Origin of the sequence: Haloferula rosea (assembly GCF_016595525.1) — a bacterium.
Lineage (GTDB): Bacteria > Verrucomicrobiota > Verrucomicrobiia > Verrucomicrobiales > Akkermansiaceae > Haloferula > Haloferula rosea.
This window is the reverse complement of record NZ_JAENII010000004.1, coordinates 44,305-67,113: the sequence shown is the minus strand read 5'-3', so window position 1 is coordinate 67,113 and position 22,809 is coordinate 44,305. Positions and strand designations below refer to the sequence as shown.

Annotated in this window: 15 protein-coding genes; 5 read left to right on the top strand and 10 right to left on the bottom strand. The window is 62.5% G+C overall.

Annotation, left to right across the window (positions count from 1 at the left end; translation table 11 throughout):
* Position 1: 1 nt before the first annotated feature.
* The 4 genes from JIN81_RS06480 to JIN81_RS06465 all read right to left on the bottom strand — a co-directional run bounded on the left by JIN81_RS06480 (position 2) and on the right by JIN81_RS06465 (position 6,034).
* The gene (locus JIN81_RS06480; RefSeq protein ID WP_200277815.1) at positions 2-142 is read right to left on the bottom strand and encodes a hypothetical protein; all 141 of its coding nucleotides are present in this window, start codon (positions 140-142) and stop codon (positions 2-4) included.
* Positions 139-1,551 carry a cytochrome c oxidase accessory protein CcoG gene (gene ccoG, locus JIN81_RS06475; protein WP_200277814.1) on the bottom strand — a complete coding sequence of 471 codons (1,413 nt, stop codon included), beginning with the start codon at positions 1,549-1,551 and terminating at the stop codon, positions 139-141. Before ccoG ends, JIN81_RS06480 begins: the two co-directional genes overlap by 4 nt.
* Before the next feature lie 161 nt (positions 1,552-1,712).
* Positions 1,713-3,191, bottom strand: coding sequence for a DUF1501 domain-containing protein (locus tag JIN81_RS06470; RefSeq protein WP_200277812.1), 1,479 nt, complete (start codon positions 3,189-3,191; stop codon positions 1,713-1,715).
* Positions 3,192-3,202: 11 nt separating this feature from the next.
* Positions 3,203-6,034, bottom strand: a complete 2,832-nt coding sequence (locus tag JIN81_RS06465; RefSeq protein WP_234044547.1) for a PSD1 and planctomycete cytochrome C domain-containing protein — start codon at positions 6,032-6,034, stop codon at positions 3,203-3,205.
* Between the two features lie 122 nt (positions 6,035-6,156).
* Between JIN81_RS06465 and JIN81_RS06460 the strand changes: the two genes are divergently transcribed.
* Entirely contained in the window at positions 6,157-6,987 is an 831-nt protein-coding gene (locus JIN81_RS06460) for an AraC family transcriptional regulator (protein ID WP_200277810.1), read from the top strand.
* 6 nt (positions 6,988-6,993) lie between these two features.
* Here the strand turns inward: JIN81_RS06460 and trmD are convergent, their stop codons facing one another.
* The 3 genes from trmD to JIN81_RS06445 all read right to left on the bottom strand — a co-directional run bounded on the left by trmD (position 6,994) and on the right by JIN81_RS06445 (position 10,055).
* Positions 6,994-7,665 carry a tRNA (guanosine(37)-N1)-methyltransferase TrmD gene (gene trmD, locus JIN81_RS06455; protein ID WP_200277806.1) on the bottom strand — a complete coding sequence of 224 codons (672 nt, stop codon included), beginning with the start codon at positions 7,663-7,665 and terminating at the stop codon, positions 6,994-6,996.
* 48 nt (positions 7,666-7,713) lie between these two features.
* Entirely contained in the window at positions 7,714-8,907 is a 1,194-nt protein-coding gene (locus tag JIN81_RS06450) for a zinc ribbon domain-containing protein (RefSeq protein ID WP_200277805.1), read from the bottom strand.
* Between the two features lie 65 nt (positions 8,908-8,972).
* On the bottom strand, positions 8,973-10,055 hold the full coding sequence (locus JIN81_RS06445; protein WP_200277803.1) for an SPFH domain-containing protein: 1,083 nt from the start codon (positions 10,053-10,055) through the stop codon (positions 8,973-8,975).
* A 102-nt stretch (positions 10,056-10,157) separates the two neighbouring features.
* Here JIN81_RS06445 and JIN81_RS06440 point away from each other — a divergent pair, with 102 nt between their 5' ends.
* Positions 10,158-12,008, top strand: coding sequence for an SLC13 family permease (locus JIN81_RS06440; protein WP_200277801.1), 1,851 nt, complete (start codon positions 10,158-10,160; stop codon positions 12,006-12,008).
* 15 nt (positions 12,009-12,023) lie between these two features.
* Here the strand turns inward: JIN81_RS06440 and JIN81_RS06435 are convergent, their stop codons facing one another.
* The gene (locus JIN81_RS06435) at positions 12,024-14,018 is read right to left on the bottom strand and encodes a sialidase family protein (RefSeq protein ID WP_200277799.1); all 1,995 of its coding nucleotides are present in this window, start codon (positions 14,016-14,018) and stop codon (positions 12,024-12,026) included.
* Positions 14,019-14,118: 100 nt separating this feature from the next.
* Complete coding sequence (locus tag JIN81_RS06430) at positions 14,119-15,960, bottom strand: HAD-IA family hydrolase (protein WP_200277797.1); 1,842 nt, start codon at positions 15,958-15,960, stop codon at positions 14,119-14,121.
* A gap of 246 nt (positions 15,961-16,206) precedes the next feature.
* Between JIN81_RS06430 and JIN81_RS06425 the strand changes: the two genes are divergently transcribed.
* From JIN81_RS06425 to JIN81_RS06415, 3 genes are read left to right on the top strand one after another with little or no spacing between them, the layout of a single operon-like run.
* The gene (locus JIN81_RS06425) at positions 16,207-16,965 is read left to right on the top strand and encodes a hypothetical protein (RefSeq protein ID WP_200277795.1); all 759 of its coding nucleotides are present in this window, start codon (positions 16,207-16,209) and stop codon (positions 16,963-16,965) included.
* A 39-nt stretch (positions 16,966-17,004) separates the two neighbouring features.
* Positions 17,005-18,681 carry a hypothetical protein gene (locus tag JIN81_RS06420; RefSeq protein ID WP_200277793.1) on the top strand — a complete coding sequence of 559 codons (1,677 nt, stop codon included), beginning with the start codon at positions 17,005-17,007 and terminating at the stop codon, positions 18,679-18,681.
* Between the two features lie 23 nt (positions 18,682-18,704).
* Positions 18,705-21,467: a purple acid phosphatase family protein gene (locus JIN81_RS06415; protein WP_200277792.1), complete on the top strand. Its 2,763-nt coding sequence runs from the start codon at positions 18,705-18,707 to the stop codon at positions 21,465-21,467.
* Here the strand turns inward: JIN81_RS06415 and JIN81_RS06410 are convergent.
* Positions 21,454-22,767: a DUF5690 family protein gene (locus tag JIN81_RS06410; RefSeq protein WP_200277791.1), complete on the bottom strand. Its 1,314-nt coding sequence runs from the start codon at positions 22,765-22,767 to the stop codon at positions 21,454-21,456. The two genes, JIN81_RS06415 and JIN81_RS06410, sit on opposite strands and share 14 nt — an antisense overlap.
* Positions 22,768-22,809 lie beyond the last annotated feature (42 nt).

Below are 22,809 nucleotides of genomic sequence, written 5' to 3'. Positions count from 1 at the left end.
GTCAGGGGCTCTCTTCCGCCGGGTTCGCGGGGTTCACCTCGATCTTCTCGGGTTGGTTCTTCACGGCGAGGGTGATGAGGACCGACCAGGCACCGATGAGGAGGAGGAATGCGAGGATGACGAACAGCCAGACTTTCTTCATGGCGAGTCGAGGGTTTCAGGGTTGGGTCCGAGGAAGGCGGCGCGCTGTTCGATGACCACATCACCCGGTTCCCCGATGATGCGGAAGGTCAAAGTACTACGTCCTTGGTAAGAATCGATGGGTGAGATCGCCACGAACTGCCGGGTGACCTCGCCGCGCGGCCCGATCGGGATCTTCTGATCGCCGCCACTGAGGATCATGCCGGCCGGAGGATCGATCAACTGCACGGTGTAGGTGGCGTCGACGTTGCGTTTGTTGAGGAAACGAAGCTGGTAGAAGTTCCGCACGCCGGCGGCATCCGCCTGGAATGGCTGACCGGCCATGGCGACCTTGCTGACCTGGGCGGTGTAGGGGCGGGCGTTCCTGCTGGCGGTGAAGGCGAATGCGCACAGGCCGAGGAGGCCGAGTGCGGTGTAGGCGAAGACGCGTGGCCGCAGGAACCGGTGCTTCTTGCCGTTCAGTCCGTTGAGTGAATCGTAGCGGATCAGGCCTTTTGGACGGTCCACCTTGACCATGATCTCATCGCAGGCATCGATGCATGCGGCACAGCCGATGCACTCCATCTGCAGGCCGTTGCGGATGTCGATGCCGGTCGGGCAGACGGTGACGCAGCGTTTGCAGTCGATGCAGTCGCCCTCGGCCTTGCCCTTGGCACCCCGTGGTTCTCCACGGGTTTCGTCGTAGCCGATGTTGATGGTATCGTCATCGGTCATCGCGCTCTGCAGTCGGCCGTAGGGGCACATGATGACGCAGAACTGTTCGCGGAAGTATCCGAAGCAGAACCACAGCACGGCGGTGAGGAAGATGACGATGCCGAAGCTGGTGGCGTGGGCCAGGGGGCTCTGCCCCATGTACTGGTAGAGGCGCTCAAGCGAGACGAAGTAGGAGATGAAGACGTGGGCGATGAGGGTGGCACACAGCGCGTAGAGGGAGTGCTTGATCACGCGCTTGATGATCTTTTGGGTGGTCCACGGGGCGGCAGCGAGTTTCTTCCGCGCGGGGGCATCGCCTTCCACGATCCGCTCGATCCGGCGGAAGATGTGGTCGAGGAACACGGTGTAGGGGCAGGCCCAACCGCACCAGAGCCGCCCGAGGAGGGCGGTGACGAAGAACAGGGTGAAGCCGAGGCCACTGATGCCGAAGAACATGACCCAGAGGTCCTGGGGAACGAGGGTGAGTCCGAAGACATGGAACTGGCGGTTCTCGACGTCGAAGAAGACGGCGGGCGCGCCATTGATGGGAATCCATGGCAGGAGCACGTAAACGGCAATCAGGAAGAATCCGAAGATGCGTCGCCACAGCGTCCATTTCCCACGCACGTCGGCGGGTTGGAGGAAGTAGCGCGAGCCGTCCTCGTTGATCGTGGTGACCGAATCGAGGTTGGGGCGCTTGGGTGCGTTGGTGGCCATGGAGAGGGTAGAAGATCGTTCACTGACCGCGAAAAAACTCCGCAGCCCCTGCTCAGGAACGAGCGGATCTTGCGGAGTCGGCATCGAGGCCGGGATCCCTGGAAGGGGATAGCCGTTCCGCGTGGATGAGGCAAGGTCGCCAGCCGGAAGTGCAAGGGACCTCAGGCGATGATGTCCTTCACGACCCGGGATGGCTTGGTCACGTTGCTGAGGCGCTGGTCGAGTCCTTGGAAGGGGTGGGTGAAGCGCTTGTGATCGAAGCCGAGCAGGGTCATCAGGGTGGCGTGGAAGTCATGGGCGCTGACCTTGTCGACGGTGGCTTCGTAGCCGATGGGGTCGGTCTCGCCGTAGCTGAGGCCGGGTTTCACGCCGCCGCCGGCCATCCACAGGGTGTAGGCGGACGGGCTGTGGTCGCGGCCGACGTTGGTCATTTCCACGCCGCCACGGTTTTCGCGCATGGGGGTGCGGCCGAACTCGCCGGACCAGATGACCAGGGTTTCCTCGAGCAGGCCGCGTTGCTTGAGGTCCTTCAAGAGGGCGGCGATGGGTTGGTCGATTTGGCGGCACTTGTCGGCGAACCCCTTGCGCAGGTCGGTCTGGTTGTTGGTGCCGTGGGAGTCCCAGCCCCAGTCGAAGAGCTGGATGAAGCGGACGCCCCGCTCGGCGAGTCGGCGGGCGAGCAGGCAGTTGTTGGCAAAGGACTCCCGGCCGGGTGAGGTGCCGTAGCTCTGGTGCACGGCGGGATTCTCGGAGGAAATGTCGAAGGCGTCGGAGGCATGCATCTGCATGCGGAAGGCCATCTCGTACTGCGCGATGCGGGTGAGGGTCTCCGGGTCGCCGACTTCGGCGGAGACCTGGTGATTGAGCGAGTTCAAGGCATCGAGCGTGTGGCGGCGGAGGTTCCGTGACACGCCGGGGGGATTGCTCAGGTAGAGGACGGGGTCACCCTGGGAGCGGCATTGCACGCCCTGGTAAACGGAGGGGAGGAAGCCGGCACCCCATGCCGACTTGCCGGCCGAGGGGTTCTTGCCACCGGAGGTGAGCACGATGAATCCGGGAAGGTTGGCATTCTCCGAACCGAGTCCGTAGGTCGCCCATGCTCCGGCGGAAGGGGAGCCGGGATTCTGCGACCCGGTGTGGAGCAGGAGCTGGGCGGGGCCGTGGTTGAACTGGTCGGACCACATCGACTTGATGAAGCAGATCTCGTCGATGACGCCCTCGAGGTGGGGCATGCGGTCGGAGATCCACTGGCCGGACTCTCCTGCCTGGTGGAACGGGTACTGGGAGCCGAGCATCTTCGGCACTCCCTGGATGAAGGCGAATTGCTTCCCTTCGAGGAACTCCTGCGGGCATTCCTTGCCGTCGAGTTTGGTGAGCTCGGGCTTGTAGTCGAAGAGCTCGAGCTGGCTGGGAGAACCGGCCATGTGCAGGTAGATCACCCGCTTTGCCTTCGGCGCAAAGTGGGGGACGTCCGGGGCCAGCGGGGCGGCGGGGTCCTTGTGCAGTCCGCCGGCGGCAAAGAGCGGATTGCTTTGGGACGCCATCCACAGGCCACCCAGACCGATCGAGCACTTCGAGAGGAAATGTCGGCGGGTGAGGTGCTGGAGTTGGTCGTGCTGGAGTTGTTGGAAGAGGTTCATGGCGGGAGTTCCTAGCGGTTCAGCGCGAGGTCGGAGTTGAGTAGGGTGTTGGCGACCATGACCATGGCGGCCTGCTCGGGCGTGGGGGCGAGCTTCGTGGAGTCTTCCGGGGTGGCGGTGAGTTCCTTCACGAGCTGCCCGTGGAGGGCGATGAGGGTGTCCAGCGTGGCAGGTGCCGGCTGGTCGAGGGTGAGCTCCCGATACGCCCAGATCAGCTGGCCGGTCAGGTCGGGTGCGGCTTTTCCAATCCGGTCGGCGAAGGCCTGGGCGAACTCGATGTGGGCGGGGTCATTGAGCGTGACCAGGGCCTGGAGGGGTGTGTTTGTCGCGATGCGACGCGCACTGCAGAGGTCCCGCGAAGGCGCATCGAAGGTGAGGAACCCGGGGAAGCCGGCGGTGCGGCGCACGTAGGTGTAGATGCCGCGGCGGTAGCGGTCCTCACCCTGCGAGGTGGTCCACTGCTCACCGCTGTAAACCGTGCTCCACACGCCGTCCGGCTGCGGGGGGTAAACGGGTGGGCCAAACTGCTTCGACGAGAGGAGTCCGGAAACCTTGAGCGCCTGATCGCGCACCATTTCCGCGGTGAGGCGCTGGCGTGGTCCGCGTGCGACGAGCTGGTTCCTCGGGTCCTTCGCCATCAACTCCGGCTTCGCCTTGTGCGATTGACGGTAGGCCGCGGACAGCACGAGTTCCTTGAGGAAGGGCTTGATGTGCCACTGATGATGATCGCGCAGGCGCAGGGCGAGATGGTCGAGCAGCTCGGGATGAGTCGGGAGGGCGCCGGAACTTCCGAAGTCCTCCAGCGTTTCCACGATGCCGATGCCGAAGAGTTCGGCCCAGAGCCGGTTGGCGAGCACCCGTCCGGCCAGTGGGTTATCCTTGCCGACGAGCCACTTCGCCATGTCCAGGCGGTTGGTCGGGTTCTCGGGACCATCGAAAAGCACGGGAATCGCGGGCTCCATGATCTCATCGAGACTCATGCGGTTGCCGCGGATGAAGAGACGGGTCGGACGTGTGGCATCGGTGTCCCGTTCCTGCATGGTGGGGATCGTGCGGCCCTTGATGGCGGCGTACTGAGCCTTGATGGCATCCAGTTCCTTCCATGCCGCGGCCCGCGGTTCCGCCTTCACATGGTCGACGAGGGACGGGTCGGTGGTGAGTTCCACGGTGAAGCGGCGTAGCACGGTGTTCTGGTTGTCGCCGTTGCACGAGGCGGAATGGTGGATCTCAAGTACGAGCGTTTCATCCGGTCCGGGCACGACGGGTTCGGCAGGTACGATCCATGCCGTACGTGGCTGCTTCATCATCGGATACTCGCCGAAGCCTGCGCCTCCACCGCGGAGGGATTCGTTGGGGTCCCACTGCCCGGCGAGGAAGTCGGCGATGACTTCGCGCATGGCGATCTCGCGGGCTTGTCCCTCGCCATCGACAAGTCGGGCCACGAGGCGGCCTATGACGGCGCCCTGTTCGTCCCATTTCTTCGGGTCATCGCTTTCCGGCAGGATGCGGATGCGCATGGCCGAGAAGGGCTGCGCCTCGGCCTCGATCTGGAAGTGGGAGCGGGTCGGGTTGGTGCCGGAGCTGATGAACTCACCCTGCGGGTTCTGCGCCAGTTGCCCGGTGTCGGGGTGGGCGCCCGTCTTGGTGGCGGTCAGGGTGCGCCAGTCGCCGAGGGTCTCCGCCACCTCCCGCGCCGTGCGGTTGATCTCGGTGCGTTTGGTCCGGATCGCCCGCTCGAGTCGGACCACTTCGGCCTGCTGTTCCGGCTTGTCGGCCACCTTGGTGCGGGGGAAGTCGTTGTTGATGTCGACGTCCTCGCTGTTGTTGAAGAAGGCGAGGAAGCGGTAGTAGTCCTCGTGGGGAATCGGCTCGTAGGGGTGGGCGTGGCACTGGACGCAGCTGAAGGTGGTGGCGTTCCACGCCGTCCAGGTGGTGTTGACGCGATCGATGACGGCCTCCATGCGCCATTCCTCGTCGTCGGTGCCGCCCTCGGTGTTGTTCTGCGTATTGCGGTGGAAGCCGGTTGCGATGAAATCGTCGGGGCCCGGGTCGGGGAGGAGGTCGCCGGCAAGTTGTTTGGTACTAAATTCATCGTAGGGCATGTCCGCATTGAGCGCACGGATCACCCAGTCCCTCCAGGGCCAGATGTCGCGGTGCGGGTCCTTTTCGAATCCGGTGGTGTCGGCATAGCGGGCCAGATCCAGCCACATGGATGCCCACCGCTCGCCGAATGCGGGGGAGGCGAGCAGGCGGTCGACGGTGGCTTCCATTGCGGCCTCGCGGTCGGTGGCGGCCGCTTGTTCGAGCGAGTCGAGGTCCCCGGGGGTCGGTGGAAGTCCGGTCAGGTCGAGTGAAGCGCGGCGAAGCCACTCGGCCAGGCTGGCTTCCGGGGACGGTTCAAGTTCCTCCGCCTCCAGCCGGGCGAGGATGAAGTGATCGGCCTTCTGCTTCGGCCAGTCCGAGTTGCGGACGGGGGGGAGTTCCGGTTCGGTCGGCTTTTCGAAGGCCCAGTGGTCTCCCCACTCGGCACCCTGTTCGATCCAGCGGGTGAGGGTCTCGATGTCTTCCTTGGGAAGAGGTTTCGGGTGGTGATCCGGCGGTGGCATCCGGTCGTCCGGGTCCGATGTCAGCAGACGGCGGATCATCTCGGAGGCCCCGGGGTCGCCGGGCACGACCACGGGTTTGCCCGATTCGCCTTTCCCGAGGACATCCTCGCGGTAGAGGAAGGATACCTCCCCGGCCATTTTGACCCCGCCATGGCAGGTCGTGCAGTTCTTGGTCAGCAGCGGGCGGACATCGCGATTGAAGTCGACCTCTTCGCCGACGAGCACGTCGGTCCCCATGAGGGAACACCCCAAGAGTGGCAGGAATCTGAAGACGGTGGGCATGAGTGGGACATCATACGTGCGGAGCTGGCCGAAACTCAATGGAATGAATTGTATGAAATGGGTAATACTTGTGAAAAATGGTATTCCAGTCGAAGGTGAGCTCGATGGATCGGAAGTGGAATCGTCTCTTGTCGCATTTGCGTAGTCCGCTTGGCCAACTGGTGGAGGTGGGGGAAGTCCGTGCATCGCAGGGCGGCATGGCCCGGTTTCGCTACCTGCAGCGGTATGCTCTGGTTCTGATCACCCGGGGCGAAGGCATTTATGAGGACGAGAATGGCCGTGAGCGGAGCCTCGTCGCGGGAGATTGGGTGCTGGTGCTACCCGAGCTGGGCCACTCTTACCGCCCTTTGGTGTCCGGCGGTTGGGACGAGTTCTACATCATGTTTGAAGGCCCGGTCTTCGATCTGTGGCGGGAGGAAGGACTGATCGAAGTCGGCCGCGTTTCGGGTCGTCTCGGCGACACCGCCGGCTGGATCGAGCGCCTCCTCGGTGAGGTGGTGGATGCCGATACCGGGACGAGCACGCGCCTGTGTCGATTCCAAGCACTGCTGGCGGAAGTCCTTGAGGGGAGTGTGGAGAACTGGACACCCGTGGTCGATGGGCCCCGGTGGTTTGCGGATGCGTGTCGGCTGCTTTCCCAGCCGGAGGCGAAGGTCCAGGCGGTGGCGGCCGAGCTGGACCTGCCGTATGAAACCTTCAGACGCCGGTTCCGGCAGCATGCAGGCATGCCGCCTCATCGCTACCACCGCCAGCAGGTCATCAATCGGGCCGCCCATCTACTGGAAACCACGCAGATGAAGTCCGCCGACATTGCCGAGGCCATGGGTTTCTGTGACGAGCCCCATTTTTCGCATGCCTTCCGCCAGTACACCGGGCGCGCTCCGAGCGAGTACCGCAAGCGGCACTGACAGGTTCTAATCGAGCAGGTCAGGCCGGTTGGCCCTGGTGCGCTCGAGGGCCTTCTGCTTCTTCCACTCCGCGATCTTCGCGTGGTGGCCGGAGAGCAGGACGTCGGGCACCTTGAGGCCACGGAAGTCGGCGGGTTTCGTGTAAGCGGGGGCTTCAAGCAGGTTCGGATCCGAGAAGGATTCCTCTTCCGGCGAGCGCTCGTCACCAAGGGCCCCGGGGAGCAGGCGGACGATCGAATCGGTGACCACCGCGGCGGCGATCGCGCCATTCGTCAGCACGTAGTCACCGATCGACAGCTCGAGGTCGATGAGTTCCTCGATGACGCGGTGGTCGACGCCTTCGTAGTGGCCGCAGACGATGAGCAGGTGGGTGTCGCTCGAGAGCTCGGCGGCGACCGCCTGCTTGAAGACCTTTCCCTGGGGCGTCATCAGGATGACCTTGGTGTCCTCTTTCCTGAGTTCCCCGATGGCGTCAAAGAGCGGGCCGGGAAGCATCAGCATGCCCTGGCCGCCGCCGCACAGGTAGTCGTCGGTGCGGCGGTGCTTGTCCTTCGCCCAGTCGCGCAGGTTGTGGGCGCGGATGTCGACGATCCCCGCCTGCCGGGCACGCGAAATGATGCTCTCGCTCAGTGGGGCAAGCGCGATTTCCGGGAACAGCGTGAGGATGTCGATCTGCATCGTGTCGGTGGGCCGAGCTAATCCTGAAGCCCGCGGTGAGGCAACCCATCAGCGACTCATCGCGAAAAGGATGATGGCGATGACGATGAGGGCGATGAGGACGACGAAGGCAATCTTCCACGCGGACTTGGGGAAGTGGGCGTAGGTGGTGCCGGTGACGGCATTCATGGCGCCCTGGTAGGTTTGCCCCTTGTATTGATAGGCGATGAGCCAGATCGGGGCGAGGATGTGCTTGAAGGTCTTGCGGGAATACTGCGGGTGGATGCGCAGGTTCCGGTAGGTGTCTCCGGGGACTTCGCGGGCGCACATCTCACGCAGCATGCCTTCCATGCTGCCGAACCCGGTGCGGGCGGCCTGCAGCAGGGGGACCTGGTAGTGCTCGACATCCCAGCCGGACACGTAGCGGGTTTCGTAGGGCACGAGGTCCTTGGTCGGGTAGGGTTCGAGCCGCTGGAGGATGCCGGGGTCGATCCCGCGTGATCCGGAGACGGTCACGTCGTCGAACCAGGTCGAGACATGCCCGCTGGCGGGGCGCCACCGGGTCTTCCGCTCACGGTAGGTCTGGGTCTTGCCGTCCGGCCCGCGTCGGGTACGAGTGACGTAGTAGTAGGTACCGCTGTCCGCCGTCCACGGGCATTCGGCCGCGGCATCGAAGGTCCAGTACGGGAGGTAGACGCCGTGGATCCGATCGACGAGATTGCGCTTCTTCAGGTCGTTGGGTGCGAACCATTTCGAACCGAGGAATTTCTTCAGCGCATGATAGGCCTGCTCCTTGGTGAGGCTGGCGGGCAGGAGGGACTCGGGTTTGACGGGTGCCTCGATGTCCTCGTAGGCGAGGAGCTCGGGGGAACCGCAGAAATCGCACGAGCTGGCGACGTTCTCGGCGGTGCGGGTCAGCACGGCGTGGCAGTGGGTGCACTGGACGCGCCGTTCCGCGGTGTCGAGGGTGTGTGCCTTGTCGCCGAGCTGGGCGAGCATGGCATCCAGATCGTGCTCCGTGATGTCCGGCAGGGGCGGCGGGGCGACCCGGTCGAACTCGGTGCCGCAGTAGGGGCAGATGAGCTTGCGCTTTCCGGGATCCCACTCTCCCTTGCCGCCGCATTCCGGGCAGACGTGGCGTTCGAGTGAGCGCACGTCCGCCGCAGAGCCCTGCAAACCGGGCATCGGTGGAGGGACTTTTTGCTTCTCGACGACGATGGGGGAGACGTCGTCCTCCGGGAGCTCGGGTGGCTGGGAGACCATGGGTGAAGGGGCCGGGGCGGGGTGGGCACCGGCGGCGGACTGGAGCGGGGCGCTCCAGCCACGGCTCAGCCGGCGAGGAAGCTGTCGAGTGCGGCGCGTGTGATGCGGTGGGCCGAGCCGATCTTCTTGGCGGCAAGGTTACCGGAGGTGATTTCAGCCATCACATCGGCCTCGGTGACGCCGAGCATGCGGGCGACCGTCGCGGGATCGAGGATGTCGGGATTCGGAGCCACGGGTGCGGGTGAGGTGGCGGCACCGACCTGACCGGGCTGGGCCGGAGGGGATCCGGCCATGCCGGAGGTCTTCATCATTTCCTGGGCCATGGCGAATCCGATGGCCATCTCGCTGGCCATGCCGGCAGCACCACCGCCGCCGCCTTCTCCGGAGGCCATGCCCTGACCCATCTGATATTTGACGTAGTCGTTGAGGTTGCCGATGGCGGACATTGCCGAGCGTTTGTCGATGGCTTCCTCGACTTCAGGGGGAACGCTGACGTTTTCGACGATGAAGGAGTCGATCTCGAGGCCGTATTTCGACCCCATGGCTGGGTTGATGAGCGGCAGCAGGGCGTCGCCGAGCTCGGAATAGCGGGTGGCGACATCGAGGACGGGCACGCCGGCGCTGGCCAGGGCTTCGGAGAAGATGCTGACGATGCGGGAGCGCATGGTGTCGGCGAATTCATCGACCCGGAAGTCGTGGTCGGATCCGGCGACCTCCTTGAGGAAGGTCTGCACGTTGGTGACGCGGAAGTCATAGGTGCCGAAGGCGCGGGCGCGCACGATGCCGAAGTCCGGATCCCGCAGCATGATGGGGTTGGAGGTGCCCCATTTGTTGCCGGTGAAGAGGCGGGTATTGACGTAGTAGAGGTCGGCCTTGAAGGGCGACTGGAAGCCGTATTTCCACCCCTTGAGGCGTGTTAGAACCGGGATGTTCTCGGTATTGAGCGTGTGCTTGCCGGGGCCGAAGGTGTCGCCGAACTGACCGAGGTAAACGAACTGGGCGGTCTGGCTTTCGCGAACGATGAGCTGGGCGCCGTTCTTGATTGCGGCGTCGTTGTCAGGGAAGCGCCAGGCGATGGTGTCCCGTGAGTCGTCCGTCCACTCGATGATTTCGAGCAGCTCGCCTTTGATGAAGTCCATGATTCCCATAATTCGTGCGTCTTTGAGGTTGCCATCGAGATTCACGGAGGGCTCTGGCGAAGGCAATGAGAAAACGGGGGCGAATGTGGAACGCTTGGACACAATTCGATCTTGGTTCCATGGCCGGGACGGCAGATGCTGATTCCCGTGCCCGCTGACATGCAGCAATACTTTGTGTTCGGACTCGTGCTTGCGGTGTTCGGAGCCTTCCTGTGGGGAAAGCTGTCGGTGGAATTGGTGGCACTTGGTGGCGCCGGCTTGCTCCTGATCACCGGGATCCTGGACCGGGATGACATCCTGCAGGCATTCTCCAACCCGGCCCCGGTCACGATCGGGGCGCTCTTCATCATCAGTGCGGCGCTGGAACGGACCGGCCAGATTGCGAAGCTGGGACGGCTCTTCAATGTCGTTGCCAAGGGCAGCGAGCGGCGGGCCTTGGCGGCGCTGCTCATCGTCTGTGCGGTGTGCTCTGCCTTCGTGAACAACACGCCCCTCGTGGTGATCCTGCTTCCGGTGATCCTCGGGTTCTGCCGCGACAGTGGGGCCAAGCCCTCCAGGCTGCTGATTCCGATGTCGTATGCCACGATTCTCGGCGGGGTCTGCTCGATGGCGGGCACATCGACGAACATCCTGGTCGACGGGATTGCCCGGGAACAGGGGGTTGCGGAGTTCAATCTGTTTTCGATTGCTCCGTTGGGCATCGTCTTCGCGCTGGTCGGGGGTTCGTATCTCTGGTTCTTCGGCGCGAAGTTGCTGCCGGCCCGGGACACACTGGCGACCCTGCTGGACGCCACGAAGGGCAGGGAATTCCTCATTCAGGCGGCGGTCACGGAGAACTCGCCGCTGATTGGAAAGCCGGCGGTGGACGTGCTCGAGGGCCGGTCGAGGAAGCTCAAGATCATCGAGGTGAGGCGGCGGGGAAGGATCCTCGAAGACGCGTTGGACAAGATCACGGTTGAAGAGGGCGACCGGATCCTGATTCGGACGGGCACCAAGGGGGTGGCGGAACTCCACCGCTCGGACGACGTCAATGTCGGCCTCGGAGAGAATGATCTGGCACCGATGGAGAAACGGGAAGCGGTGCTTCTCGAAGGCATGATCGGGCCGAACTCGTCGCTGGCGGGCAAGAGCCTGTCGCAGATTGCCTTCCGCCAACGATTCGGTGCCCTGATTCTCGCCATCCATCGCGAGGGGCAGAACATCACCCGCGATTTCGAGACGCTGCGCCTGGAGTTCGGCGATACGCTGTTGGTTGAAGGTTCGCGTGAGGGCATCGAGCGCCTGAAGGCGGAGCGGGATTTCATCACGCTGTCCGAGCCCACTCCGGAGAATTTCAATCTGAAGAAGGGGCCTTTCGCATTGATGGGCATTCTTCTCTTCATCTTCCTCGCTTCCTTTGACTTTGCCTTGATCGGGTTGCCCGGAATGCAGTTCGACACCTTTTCCGCAGCGTTCCTTGCCGCGCTCTTCGTCCTTCTAACAGGGTGCCTGCGGCCGCGGGAGGCCTACGATGCCGTGGAGTGGAAGATTCTGCTCCTGATCATCGGCATGCTCGCGATCGGCACCTCGATGGACAAGACCGGCGGGGCAACGACCCTCGCGAACGGGGTGACCGAGCTGCTGGGTCCGCTGGGTCCGTGGGGCATCCTTTGCGGGGTCTATCTGCTGGCCAGCATCATGACCGAGATGGTCTCGAACAATGCCGTCGCGGTGGTTCTGGCACCGATCGTCATCCGGATCGCGGAGGCCATCGAGGTGTCACCCATTCCCTTCCTGGTGGCGGTGATGTTTGGTGCGAGTGCCTCATTCGCCACCCCGATCGGCTATCAGACGAATACCTATGTCTTCGGTGCCGGTGGCTATCACTTCAAGGACTTCGTGAAGATCGGCGTGCCGCTCAACCTTCTGCTCTGGGTCGTCGCGTCCTGTCTGATTCCCTTGCTGTGGCCTTTCCATCCGTGATGCGGAGGCGGCGGGTCAGCGGAGTAGCTCGCTGAGCGGTATGCGTTGGAAGACCAAGTCCGCCTGAGATGATTCGTAGAGGATGCCCAGCGTCTGGTCATCGATCATGACGAGCGAGGAATAGGCGCCGCCTTCTTCGTCGAGGACCAGACGATGGGCTTCAGGCCAGGTGACCCCATCGTCGAAGGACAGCTGAATGGTCATGTCCTTCCGGGCATGGCGGTTTCGCGGGTTGGAGAAGATGAGGACGTGTCGGCCATCCTCGAGGATGTGGGAGATCATCGAGGCCATGCAGGTCGGCTCGGGAAGGGCGCCGTGGTCGGCGGAGTGGACCGTCCAGGTTTTCCCGAGATCCTTGGTGACACCCATGGCGCGGCCATTGGTTTCGGACTTGTCGCGGTGGTTCCGGTTGTCGCGCATGTTGAGGAGAAGCGAGCCATCGGAGAGCTCGGCGACCGCACATTCGGTGGTGTTGTCACGCGCGTGTGTGGAGACTGTCCAGGTTGCCCCGCGATCCTTGCTCCAGGTGATGTTCGAGAAAGGTCTGCCTTCCGCATCGCGGCCCTGGGTCGGCATCACGAGGGTTCCGTCCTTCATGGTGATGCCGTTGCCGGGTGCCGGGGCGAAGAGATACCAAGCCGGATCCTTGAGCGTCTCGGTGAGGTTCTCAGGCGGGCTCCATGTCACTCCGTGATCCTTTGATCGGATCATCATGAATTGTGAACTACGATGGATATCGTGGCCGGGCTCGGACCCGTTGCCGGTCCACTGGTGGGTTCCGGGTTTGCCGTGGGTCCACATGGCGGTGACGAAGACCTCACCGGTTTCCTCGTCCACGAGGATGCCTGGATCGGAGCAGCCGTTCTCCTTCTGCGGTTTGCCGCCCCATTCGCCCATGTCCATGATGGGCACGGGATCCGCCCAGGTGATGCCGCCGTCGGTCGAGCGCGAAAGCCCGATGTCCATGTGTTCCTGCAGGTCGCGCCGCGAGTTGTAGCGCATGTCATAGACGGCGAGCAGGGAGCCATCCTTGGCGCGGGCGATGGCCGGGATGCGGAAGGTGTGGCAGTCGAACTGGCCCTGTTTGTGGATGGGATAGGCGAGGCGGATGGTTGATGGCTCGGCGGGCTGCAGCTTGAAGATGCTTCCATCGGCGAAGCGAACCGCGGTGCAGGACAGGGTCAGGGCATCGCGTGTGTCGGTGCCTGGCTGGACGGCGGCCTGCAGTTCAAGCGAGTGCCGACCTTGCGGCAGCCGAACCGTACCGCTCAGTCCTGTGGACGTCATGTGCGTCATGACGGGTTTCCCCTGATGGATGAGTTCAAGGGAGTGGAGGCGTTCCGTGGGCAGGTCGCCATGGCAGTCGATGTCGATCTGGTTGAGCACACGCTCCTCGTCGAGGACGAGGATGAAAGTGAGCACCGGGTGGGCTTCGCCGTCGGTCAGCAGGGGGGTCGTCCGGTGGCGTGCATGGAGTCCTGGCTGCATGATGTCGAGTGAGCCGCTGACTCGGAATCGGTGGACTTGGGCGCGGCTACGCATGGGGCGGATGGCAATGGTCTCCAAGGGGCCACGGAGGTTCTTCATGGTGAACACCTCCTGATGGTTGATCGAGACCGTGAACGAATCGTCATCGGTCCGCTCGGCGTGGAACAGGAAGGGCTCGCCGGGCTTGATGAATTTCGAGGTGGGTTCCAGCAAACGGATGTTGCCAATGGCGGGCCCTTCGGCGAACAGGGTTCCCTTGTGTCCGTTGAAGCCGAAGTTGAGTTGCTTGCCGAAGCGGACGGACGAGGCGCTGCCGGACAATCGGTCGAGGGTCAGATTCGCCTCAACCGAAAAGGGTCCGTCGAGAACCCGCAGTGGGGCCTGCACTTCCTGGCTTTGGTCACGCAGGGGGCCGGGCTGCTGCCAGGTCCGGTCCGCCGCATGGGAGAGGAGGCTGGATAAAACGATCCAACAGGCTGTCTGGAGCAGCGGAGGACAACAGGATGAGAGGGATGGGAACATGATGGGACGTGGAGATGGCCTGAACGTGGACAACCAAACGTCCGGCGCGGGCCATTCCATGCATGAAAATCGTGAACCGGACCGGGATTCTCGTCTGCTTTCAGTGCGACTTGGGTGGGGTTGCTTCCACTCCGGGTCGGCCGCGCGCCCCATTGAGCCAATCCCGGATGATGGGCCATTCGATCTCAGCGAGTGACCTGACCCTCAACCAGGATTCCTCCTCGCTGTTGGTCGCCGGATGGCTGACGACATGGATGACGTGCATTCCTGCAGCGTTTCCGGCGCGGATGCCTGCGATGGAGTCTTCGATGACGAGACAGTCTTCGGGTTGCTGGTGCAGTCCCTCGGCGGCCCTGAGGAACAGGGCGGGATCGGGCTTGGCGGAGGTCACTTCATCACCGGCGATGGTGAAGTCGAAGAAGGTCCAGAGTCCGCTTTCGTTCAGGCAGCAATCGACTTCGGCGCGGTCACTTGAACTTGCGAGTGCCATCGGGGCGCCTTGCTGACGGAGGTTCGTGAGCAGCTCCCTGACACCGGGGAGGGTCTTGAGACCTTCCCTCTTCATCATGCGGTGCCAGTAGTCCTTCCACTGGGTTCTGAAGCGTGCGGGTTTGAATCCGGTGGGTGCTTGTTCGATCAGGCAGGCTTCGATGTGGGAGTTCGAGGTGCCGGCGTAGTGAGTGAAATAGTCGGCCCTGCTCAGTTCTCCTTGTTGGTCGGCGTAGGCCTGCTGATAGGCCCGGAAGTAAAGTTCCTCGCTGTCGAACAGGGTGCCGTCCATGTCGAAGATGACTGCTCCGGGCGTCGAGGCCCGGCTTGATGGTGCTGACTTGGAGATCCGGGCGCGGTAGTCGGATGGCCGCTCGCCGGTCTCGGTCTGGAAAAACCGGCTGAGTTGGTGAGCCGAGGTGAACTTCATGGCCTCGGCGATTTGCCCGAGCGTGAGTTCGTTCCGCAGGAGCAGGCGTTTCAGGTGGATGAGCCGGGTCGACTTGATTTCCTGTTTCGGGCTGTGGCCGAGGGCTTCGGCGAAGCGGTGTTTCAAGGTGGTCATGGACAAGCCGCTGCGTTCGGCGAGTTCGGAGACGCGAATGGGATCATGGGGTGCCTGATGTCGGATCCAGCTGACCAGATCGAAGATGATGGGATCCTCGATCGAGAGTGTGTCACTCGATTCCCGGGCAATGGTGGGACCGATGGGCACGATCTGTGAAGGGGTGTCACAGGCGCCTCCCTCCAGCTGGGCGTGGATGCACTCGGCGGCCTTGAATCCGATGGCCCTGCCGGGATGCTCGATGCTGCTGAGGGCCGGAAAGGTCGAATAGCAGTAGGCGTGATCATCCCCGTAGCCGATCACGGCGAGGTCCTGGGGCACACGCATGCCGAGCAGGTCGGCGGCCTTCAGCGCGACGGCCCCAAGAGAATCGTCGGCGGTGAAAAGCCCACATGGCTGGGGGAGTGTCTCAAGGAATGCCATGACCTCGGTCTGGATCTGGCGCCAGCTTTCAGGTTTCCAAAGCGGGCGTCCGCGCAGGTAGTGGACGGTGGGCTCGAGGGAGTAGCGGGAAAGGTACTCGGAGAACCCTCTCAGTCTCTGGCGGGCGTAGGTGCGCAGTCCGGGTGCGAAGATTTCCTCCTGGTAGTAGGTTTCTCCCCGAGCGAGGAAGGCGAGGTCGTCAAAGTTCCTTTCGATCAGGTGGGCGGCGGCGGCGCGTCCGATCTGTGCGTTGTCCGGCACGACCCGTGGGAAGCCGCCGTCGGGGCCTTCACTGCTGGTGATGACCACTGCGATCCCGCGCTTCCTGAATGCCGCGAGCTCGGCCTCGGTGGCGCGGAACAGGATCAATCCGTCTCCCTGCCAGTCCGCATCGATCCGGGTGGCTTCCATTTCGCCGTACGAATCATTCTCGGTGATCAGTCGCCACAGTTCGTGCCCCCGCATGAACTCAACCACCCCCCGCATGGCCTGGGATCCGTACGAGGACCACTGCGGGTATCGGATTCCGATAAGGGGTCTGCTTCGAGCCATCATGGTCGCTCGAACACTCTGCCCATGTCGATCCGGCGTTCGTCAATCTCGAAGGGGCGAATCGAAGACGGCGCCGGCCGACCCGGCGTTTTTGCCACCCATTCCGTCGTTTTTGACTCTTACGGTGCGATGAAGGGCTGGAGGAGGGTTCATGCTATCGTGAAAACTCCTGCTCCCTCCTTCCTCAGCACCCTGCTCATTCGAGCATGCTTATTGACCCTTGTGCATCCGGCTGCCCATGCGGCGACCTTGACGCTGAATGCAACGACCTTCCGTCCTGGTGATGCCATCACGGCTTCATTCGCGGATCACAGTGGTGGTTCGAGCACCGACTGGATCGGGGTTTACCCTGATGGAGTGGTCCCCACCGGGGATCCGGCGGCGACAAGCTGGGGCTATGTGGACGGCACCCAGGCATCCGGTTCGGCCGATCTGGACGCACTCGCGACGGGAACCTTCGAGCTGAACAATGCCTACCTCGGCAACTGGACGGTCCATTTCCTGTCGAACAATGGATATGGTGCGGTCGCTGGAACCGTGGGCGGAGTGAATTTCACGGTTGCTCCGTCCCTGGGCATCGGACTTGTAGCCGACAAGGCGAGCTATGAGGCTGGGGAGACGATCCGCTTCGATTGGTCCGGCAACGATGGTTTTGTGAGCACCGACTGGATTGGCATCTATCGGGACGGCGAAACTCCGGGTGTCGAGTTCTCGACGGCTTTTCAGTACACCTCCGGAACCGACGGAAACCTCAGTGGTTTTGATTCGCTGAGTGCCGGCGATTACGACGCCTATCTTCTGGCGAACGACGGATACACCGTTCTCGCGGAAACTTCGTTCTCAGTCGTTCCGGAGCCCTCCACCTTCCTTCTCTGCGCGTCCGGCCTTCTCCTCGTGCGGCTTCGTCGTCGCGCCTGAAATGCCGAATACTCTCTAACAAAATTACCCACGTCGACCATGAAGCCATTCGTCATCTCCACACTTCTGGGAGCTGCATTGCTGCTCCCAAGCCACGCCACCACCGTTCTCGAAGGGAGTTGGACGGGCTCCAATCAGGATGTCCCGGCAAACTATGGCAGTAATGTGGCGGCAGCGGTTCCGGGTATCTCGGTGGCTGCCGGTGCTTCCGGAGTGGTGGGCACTCCGGACGTCGCGGTCACCTGGTCGCCCCTCGGGGACTCCGGATGGCAAACCTACACCAGTTGGAATGGTCGTGGTGACGTGTTTCAGCTGAATGGTACGGCGGCATCGATTGAGTTCGCTCCGAAGACCGGAACCTTCGTCGAAGTCACGAGTGTGGATCTCGACGAATGGGCTGGTGGTGGCGGGGTGGTTGTCGACTGGCAGCTTGAAGGGCCGACAAGCGGGATCCTGGCGAGCGGAACCTGGACCGGGAACACTGCTGGCATCCGCGAGACCGTAGCGATCAACGAGACCGGTGCGGTGGACGAAGTCCTGACCCTCTCCTTGACCCAGACCGGCGGTCTCCAGGACTATCTGGCGATCGACAACGTGACCTTTGATCAAGGGCCGCGGGTCCCGGAGATCGTTTCCTTCGCGAGTGATCTTCAGTACATCGATGGAACGGATCTGACCCTTTCCTGGGAAATTGCTCAGAGCTCGCCAACGCTGACCGTTTCGCTGGATGATGGATCGGGTGCCGTCGATGTGACGGGTTCGACCGATCTGGGGACGGGACTGGGTTCCATCGTTCTGTCCGGAGTGACCCAGAGCACGGTCTTCACGCTCCAGCTTTCAACCGGGTTGGAGCAGGAGCTCGCACTGCTGACTGGCGAAAGCCTGTCGCTGACCTCCGATTCCGATTTGGTGGTGGGGCCGGACTTCATGGTGACGCTTCAATGGGAAGTCAGCCCGCCCGGCGCGACGGTGACCCTTTCCGATGGGACCGGTTCCGTGGATGTGACTTCCGATACCGATCCCCTGACGGGGCTTGGATCGACTTCGGTGATGGTGCCGGCTCCAGTGACCGACTTCAGCATCGAGGCGAATGCCAGTGGCCAATCGGTGACCAAGCGAGTCCTTCGTGCCGCGGAAAATACCGCCGCCTTCTCGATCGATAGCGCCAGTGTGGTGGGTGGCCAGACGCTCACGGTCAGCTGGACCGGAGCTGCGGCCGGGCCGACCGATTGGATCGGGGTTTACCGGATGGAGGACAGCCCGGGCACGGACTTCTCGACCCAGTGGAGGTATTTGAACGGCACCCAGTCCGCGGGTGCCGGCCCGGTCGATGGTTCCGTCGAATTCACGCTTCCTCTGGGAGACTACTACGTCGTCCATATGTTGAATGATGGCTACGAGATCGTCGGTGGTCCTCTGACCTTCAGCGTGGTGGAACCGGTGGAAGAGGTCATCAAGGTGGTTTCCGTGGTCCGTGGCAACGATCCGGTGGACGGCGAGATCCTGACACTCGAGTGGGAATCAAAGGCGGGCATGGAATATGATATCTATGCTTCGGACACCCTCGAGGGTGACCCTGTCTTCGATTGGGAGATCGTTCAGATCGCCTTGGCGAGCGACGGGGACGGAACGACCACCTTCACTGAGGATCTGCCCGAGCCCACTCCCGTCCGCCGATTCTACCGTGTGTATGAAATCGAGGCTCCTGCCCCTTGAATGCCGACGGTTCCCCAAACCTCATGAATCGATCCCAATTCCTGCGCCTCAGCAGCTTTGCCGCCGTAGGTGCCTCTTTCCTGCGTCCCGGTTCCGCATTCGGAGCCATTGACTTCAATTTCAGCGGCACGCCTGCCGGGCTGCGTCCGTATCTCCACGCTCCGCGCCCCGACTCGATGCGGGTAAGCTGGTGGACGGACAGCGATGCGGACACATTCATCGACTACGGTGTCGATGGTGGGCCCCTGAACCAGACCGTGACGGGAAGTCGGACGGTCATGGGCTCCGGCTACCACTATCATGCGGGCCAGATCACCGGGCTTCAGCCGGACACCTACTATGAATACCGGGTTCGAACGGAGAACGTCACTTCCGCCACGTTCCGTTTCCGCACCCCGAAGCCCCTTGGAACCTCGACGGGCAGATTCCGTGTGCTCGTTCTGGGGGACAACCAGATCATCGATCCGAGCCAGCGAAGGTTCGAGCGGCTTGTCGAGCGGGCCAAGAAGAAGGTCGAGGACCTCTACGGGGTTCCCATCGAGGAAGCGATCGACGTGGCCATCATGCCGGGTGATCAGGTCGATGTGGGAACCCTGAATCACTATCGGAACCTGCATTTCGAGTTCAACGGATGGATCTCCCCGTACATTCCGATCATGACGACGATCGGGAACCACGAAACCTATCAGGACCCGGGCCTTGCCAACTACAAGACCCTGTTCACCTATGATGATTTCACCTGCGCCGGAGTGAGCAGCCCCGATCCCGAGGTCTACTATGCGTATCAGCTGGCCAACGTCGCCTTTGTCCACACCTCGAGCGAGCACACCGGAGCCACGCAGACCGGGTGGGTGCAGAACCTCGTGGATGCGGCCGAAGCGGACTCCGGGATCGACTGGATGATCAGCCTCTGCCACCGCCCCTACCAGGCCGAGCAGTACATCGGCGACATCTCCGGGTGGTTGAGGAATACCGCGATGCAGGTCTTCGCCCAGACCGGGAAGCACGTGCTGAACATCGGGGCGCACCACCACATTTATGCGAGGGGACAGACGCGGGATTGGCCGATCTACCACATCATCTCCGGCGGGAGCTCGTGGGACCAGTTCTGGGGGCAGTCGAACGAGGCGGACTACGACGATGTGCAGAAGACCCTGGCGCATTGGGCCTGGCAGTTGATCGAGTTCGATCTGGATGCCCGGACGATGAATGTGAAGTGCTTTGCGGAGGCGAACGTGAAGTTCCCCACTGCGACCCGCTGGTCCTACAACAGCCTTCTGGTCGATGAGTTCAGCCGCAAGCTGGGTGTCGCCGCGCCGGGCAAACCCAGCCTGACGAATTCGGAGCCTGCTCCGATCACCCTGCCCCTCACTCTTCAGAGTGCGGCATTCTCGACTTCCACCTCGGAGGTGCTCAACAGCACCTGGTTCCAGGTGGCGACAGATGCGTCCTTCCTTGATCTCAAGGTGGATCGCCTGAGGGATGTGGAGAACATTTATGGAGATACGGGAGCTCCGGACTACACGCCGATCGATACCCATGACGGGGTGGACATCCTCCAGTACGAGTTGCCGGTGGACTCCCTCGCTGACGGAACGTACTTCGCCCGCGTGCGTCACCGGGACTCGAACGTGGAGTGGTCGGAGTGGTCCACTCCACTGGAGTTCGAGGTGACGGGAAGTGGTTTCACCGGAGATCCAGAGATTTCCATCGAGAAGAAGGTGTATGCCCTCAATGAGGATGTGCAGGTGAATTACAGTGGCGGCCCCGGCCTTGCTCAGGATTGGATCGGTATTTACCGAAAGGGGGATACGCCGGGCTCCGGCACGGCTTCGACGGCGTGGTCCTATGTCGATGGATCGAGCGGGGTGCTGAACTTCACCCAGAACCTTCCGGAAGGGGAATGGTATGTGGCCTTCTTCACGGACGATGGCTACGCGGAGATCGCACCACGGGTGCCGTTCTATGTGGGCGATGAACCGACGCTGACGCCGAACAAGGAGTCGTTCGACGAGGGGGAAACGGTGGAGATCTCGTATGCGGGTGCACCCGCAGGAGACAGCGACTGGATCGGAATCTACCGGGAAGGCGACACGCCCGGGACAGAGTTGTCGACCGACTGGGACTACCTGAATGGAACCCGGACACCGGGAACCGCAGGTGAGGCGGGCACCCTGTCATTCAATGGTTTGCCGAAGGGATACTACTTTGCCGACTACTTCCTCAACGGCGGATACACCGGCATTGCCCAGCGGGTGCGGTTCTCGGTGGGCACGGAGATCTCACAGGTTTCCATGGCTTCCGCGACGGTCCGACAAGGTGAGGACTTCACCGTTGATTTCACGGACGGACCGGGAACTCCGAAGGACTGGATGGGAATCTTCAAGCAGGGGGAAACGCCGGGTGAGGACGTCTTGACGGCCTACCTCTATGTGGATGGAAACACGACGGGCAGCGTCACCTTCGAGTTGCCTGAACTTCCGCCGGGAGACTACTTCCTGGCCCTCTTCATCAATGACTCCTACACCGAGGTCTCGAATCGCTTCCTGTTCACGGTGACTCCCGAAGTTCCCTTCCGAATCGAGCAGTCGGCGCTCGATGGGAGTGAGATGAAACTTTGGTGGCAAAGCGAGAGCGGCGTGCCCTATCAGATCCAGCGTAGCACCGACCTGACGAACTGGGTTGATGTGCTCGAGATGGTGGGAACGGGTTCCCTGATGCAGGCGGCGGTGGCGGTCGATCTGGGGGTTCGGGCAAAGGAGTACTTCAGGATCACGCGTCCGTAGCTGGCTCCGGCTCCGGCTTCTGTCCGAGGAAGTAGATCATCGCGCCCGCCATCAGGGGGATGCCGACGGCGGCCATGCCATAGGTGAAGTTCATGAAGAAGTCCAAGCGGCTCTCGTCACCTGCGAAGAGGTCCTTGTACAGCTGCACACCCACTGATCCGGTGTACCCCAATGCGTCGGCCACGTAGATGGCGAATACTGCCGTGCCTTGGAACCGGGTTACCGCGATGGTGCGGTCAAACAACAGGCTGCCGAAAGGAACGTAGGCGAGATAGGCACCCAAGCCGCTGGCGATCATCCACATTTCACCACTGATCTCCCGGCTCTGATAGAGCCACGTCGAGCCACCCATCATGGCCAGGCCTGAGATCATGATGCCGTAGCTCACTGCGAGCGCGGTGCGGTTCTTGCGGATCAAGAACAGCAGGGCCATCACGATCATGACAAAGAAGGCGATCGGGCGTTCGGTGCGGGAAAAGGCGGCGGCTTCCTCGATGCCCATCTGCATGAACAGGTCGGCCTGATAGTTGTCACGGAAGTCGCGGTAGGCAGTCAGGAACAGGTAGGCGATGCAAAGCAGGATCATGCCGGGAAAGAAGCGCCGCATGAAGGCCCAGCGGCGTTCCCGGTCCATCGGTTGGCGGCGGATGCGCAGGGCTTCGTCCTCGGCGCTGGGAGCGGGAAGCAGTGACAGCAAGCCGACCGATGCGAGGAAGGGCAGAAGGAACAGGGCACCGGTGGCGAAGGGCATCCAGAATTCCGACACGCCCGATTCGATCAGCCAGCGGCCGACCCGTTTCACCTCGCCGCTGGACAGGATGTAGGAGCTCGAAAGGCCGGCGAGCAGGAGTTCCGAGGTGCTGCGCCCCTCGAGGTATCGAACGATGAATCCCCAGATCACACCCAGCGGAATCCCGTTCAGGAAGATGGCGATCACCTTCAGCGGCAGGGGAAGGGTCGCGAATCCCAGAAGGGCAAGCATGCCGAGCAGGACGGTGATGATCAGTGCCTTGGCGAGGTCTTCGCGGCGCAGCTCCGCACACAGTCGGGTGCCGATGAACTTCGACACGCAGTAGCCGAAGATCTGGGCAATGACGAACAAGGTTTTGGGTTCCAGCGTCCGGCCATCGAATGACAGGAAGAGTGGCACCCCTTCGAAGGTCGCCGCACTGAAGGGTTTCCTGAAGGCGTAGGTACAGAAGTAACAGGCGAAGGCGGATGCCGTCGCGAAGAGGACGAATGTCTTTGGGTGACTGGCGAGATGCGCCGTGATCCGGCTCCGCTCCGATCGATCTGCCATTGTTGTATTGATAGGCTCCGGCAGCCTTGGATACCAGCGCCG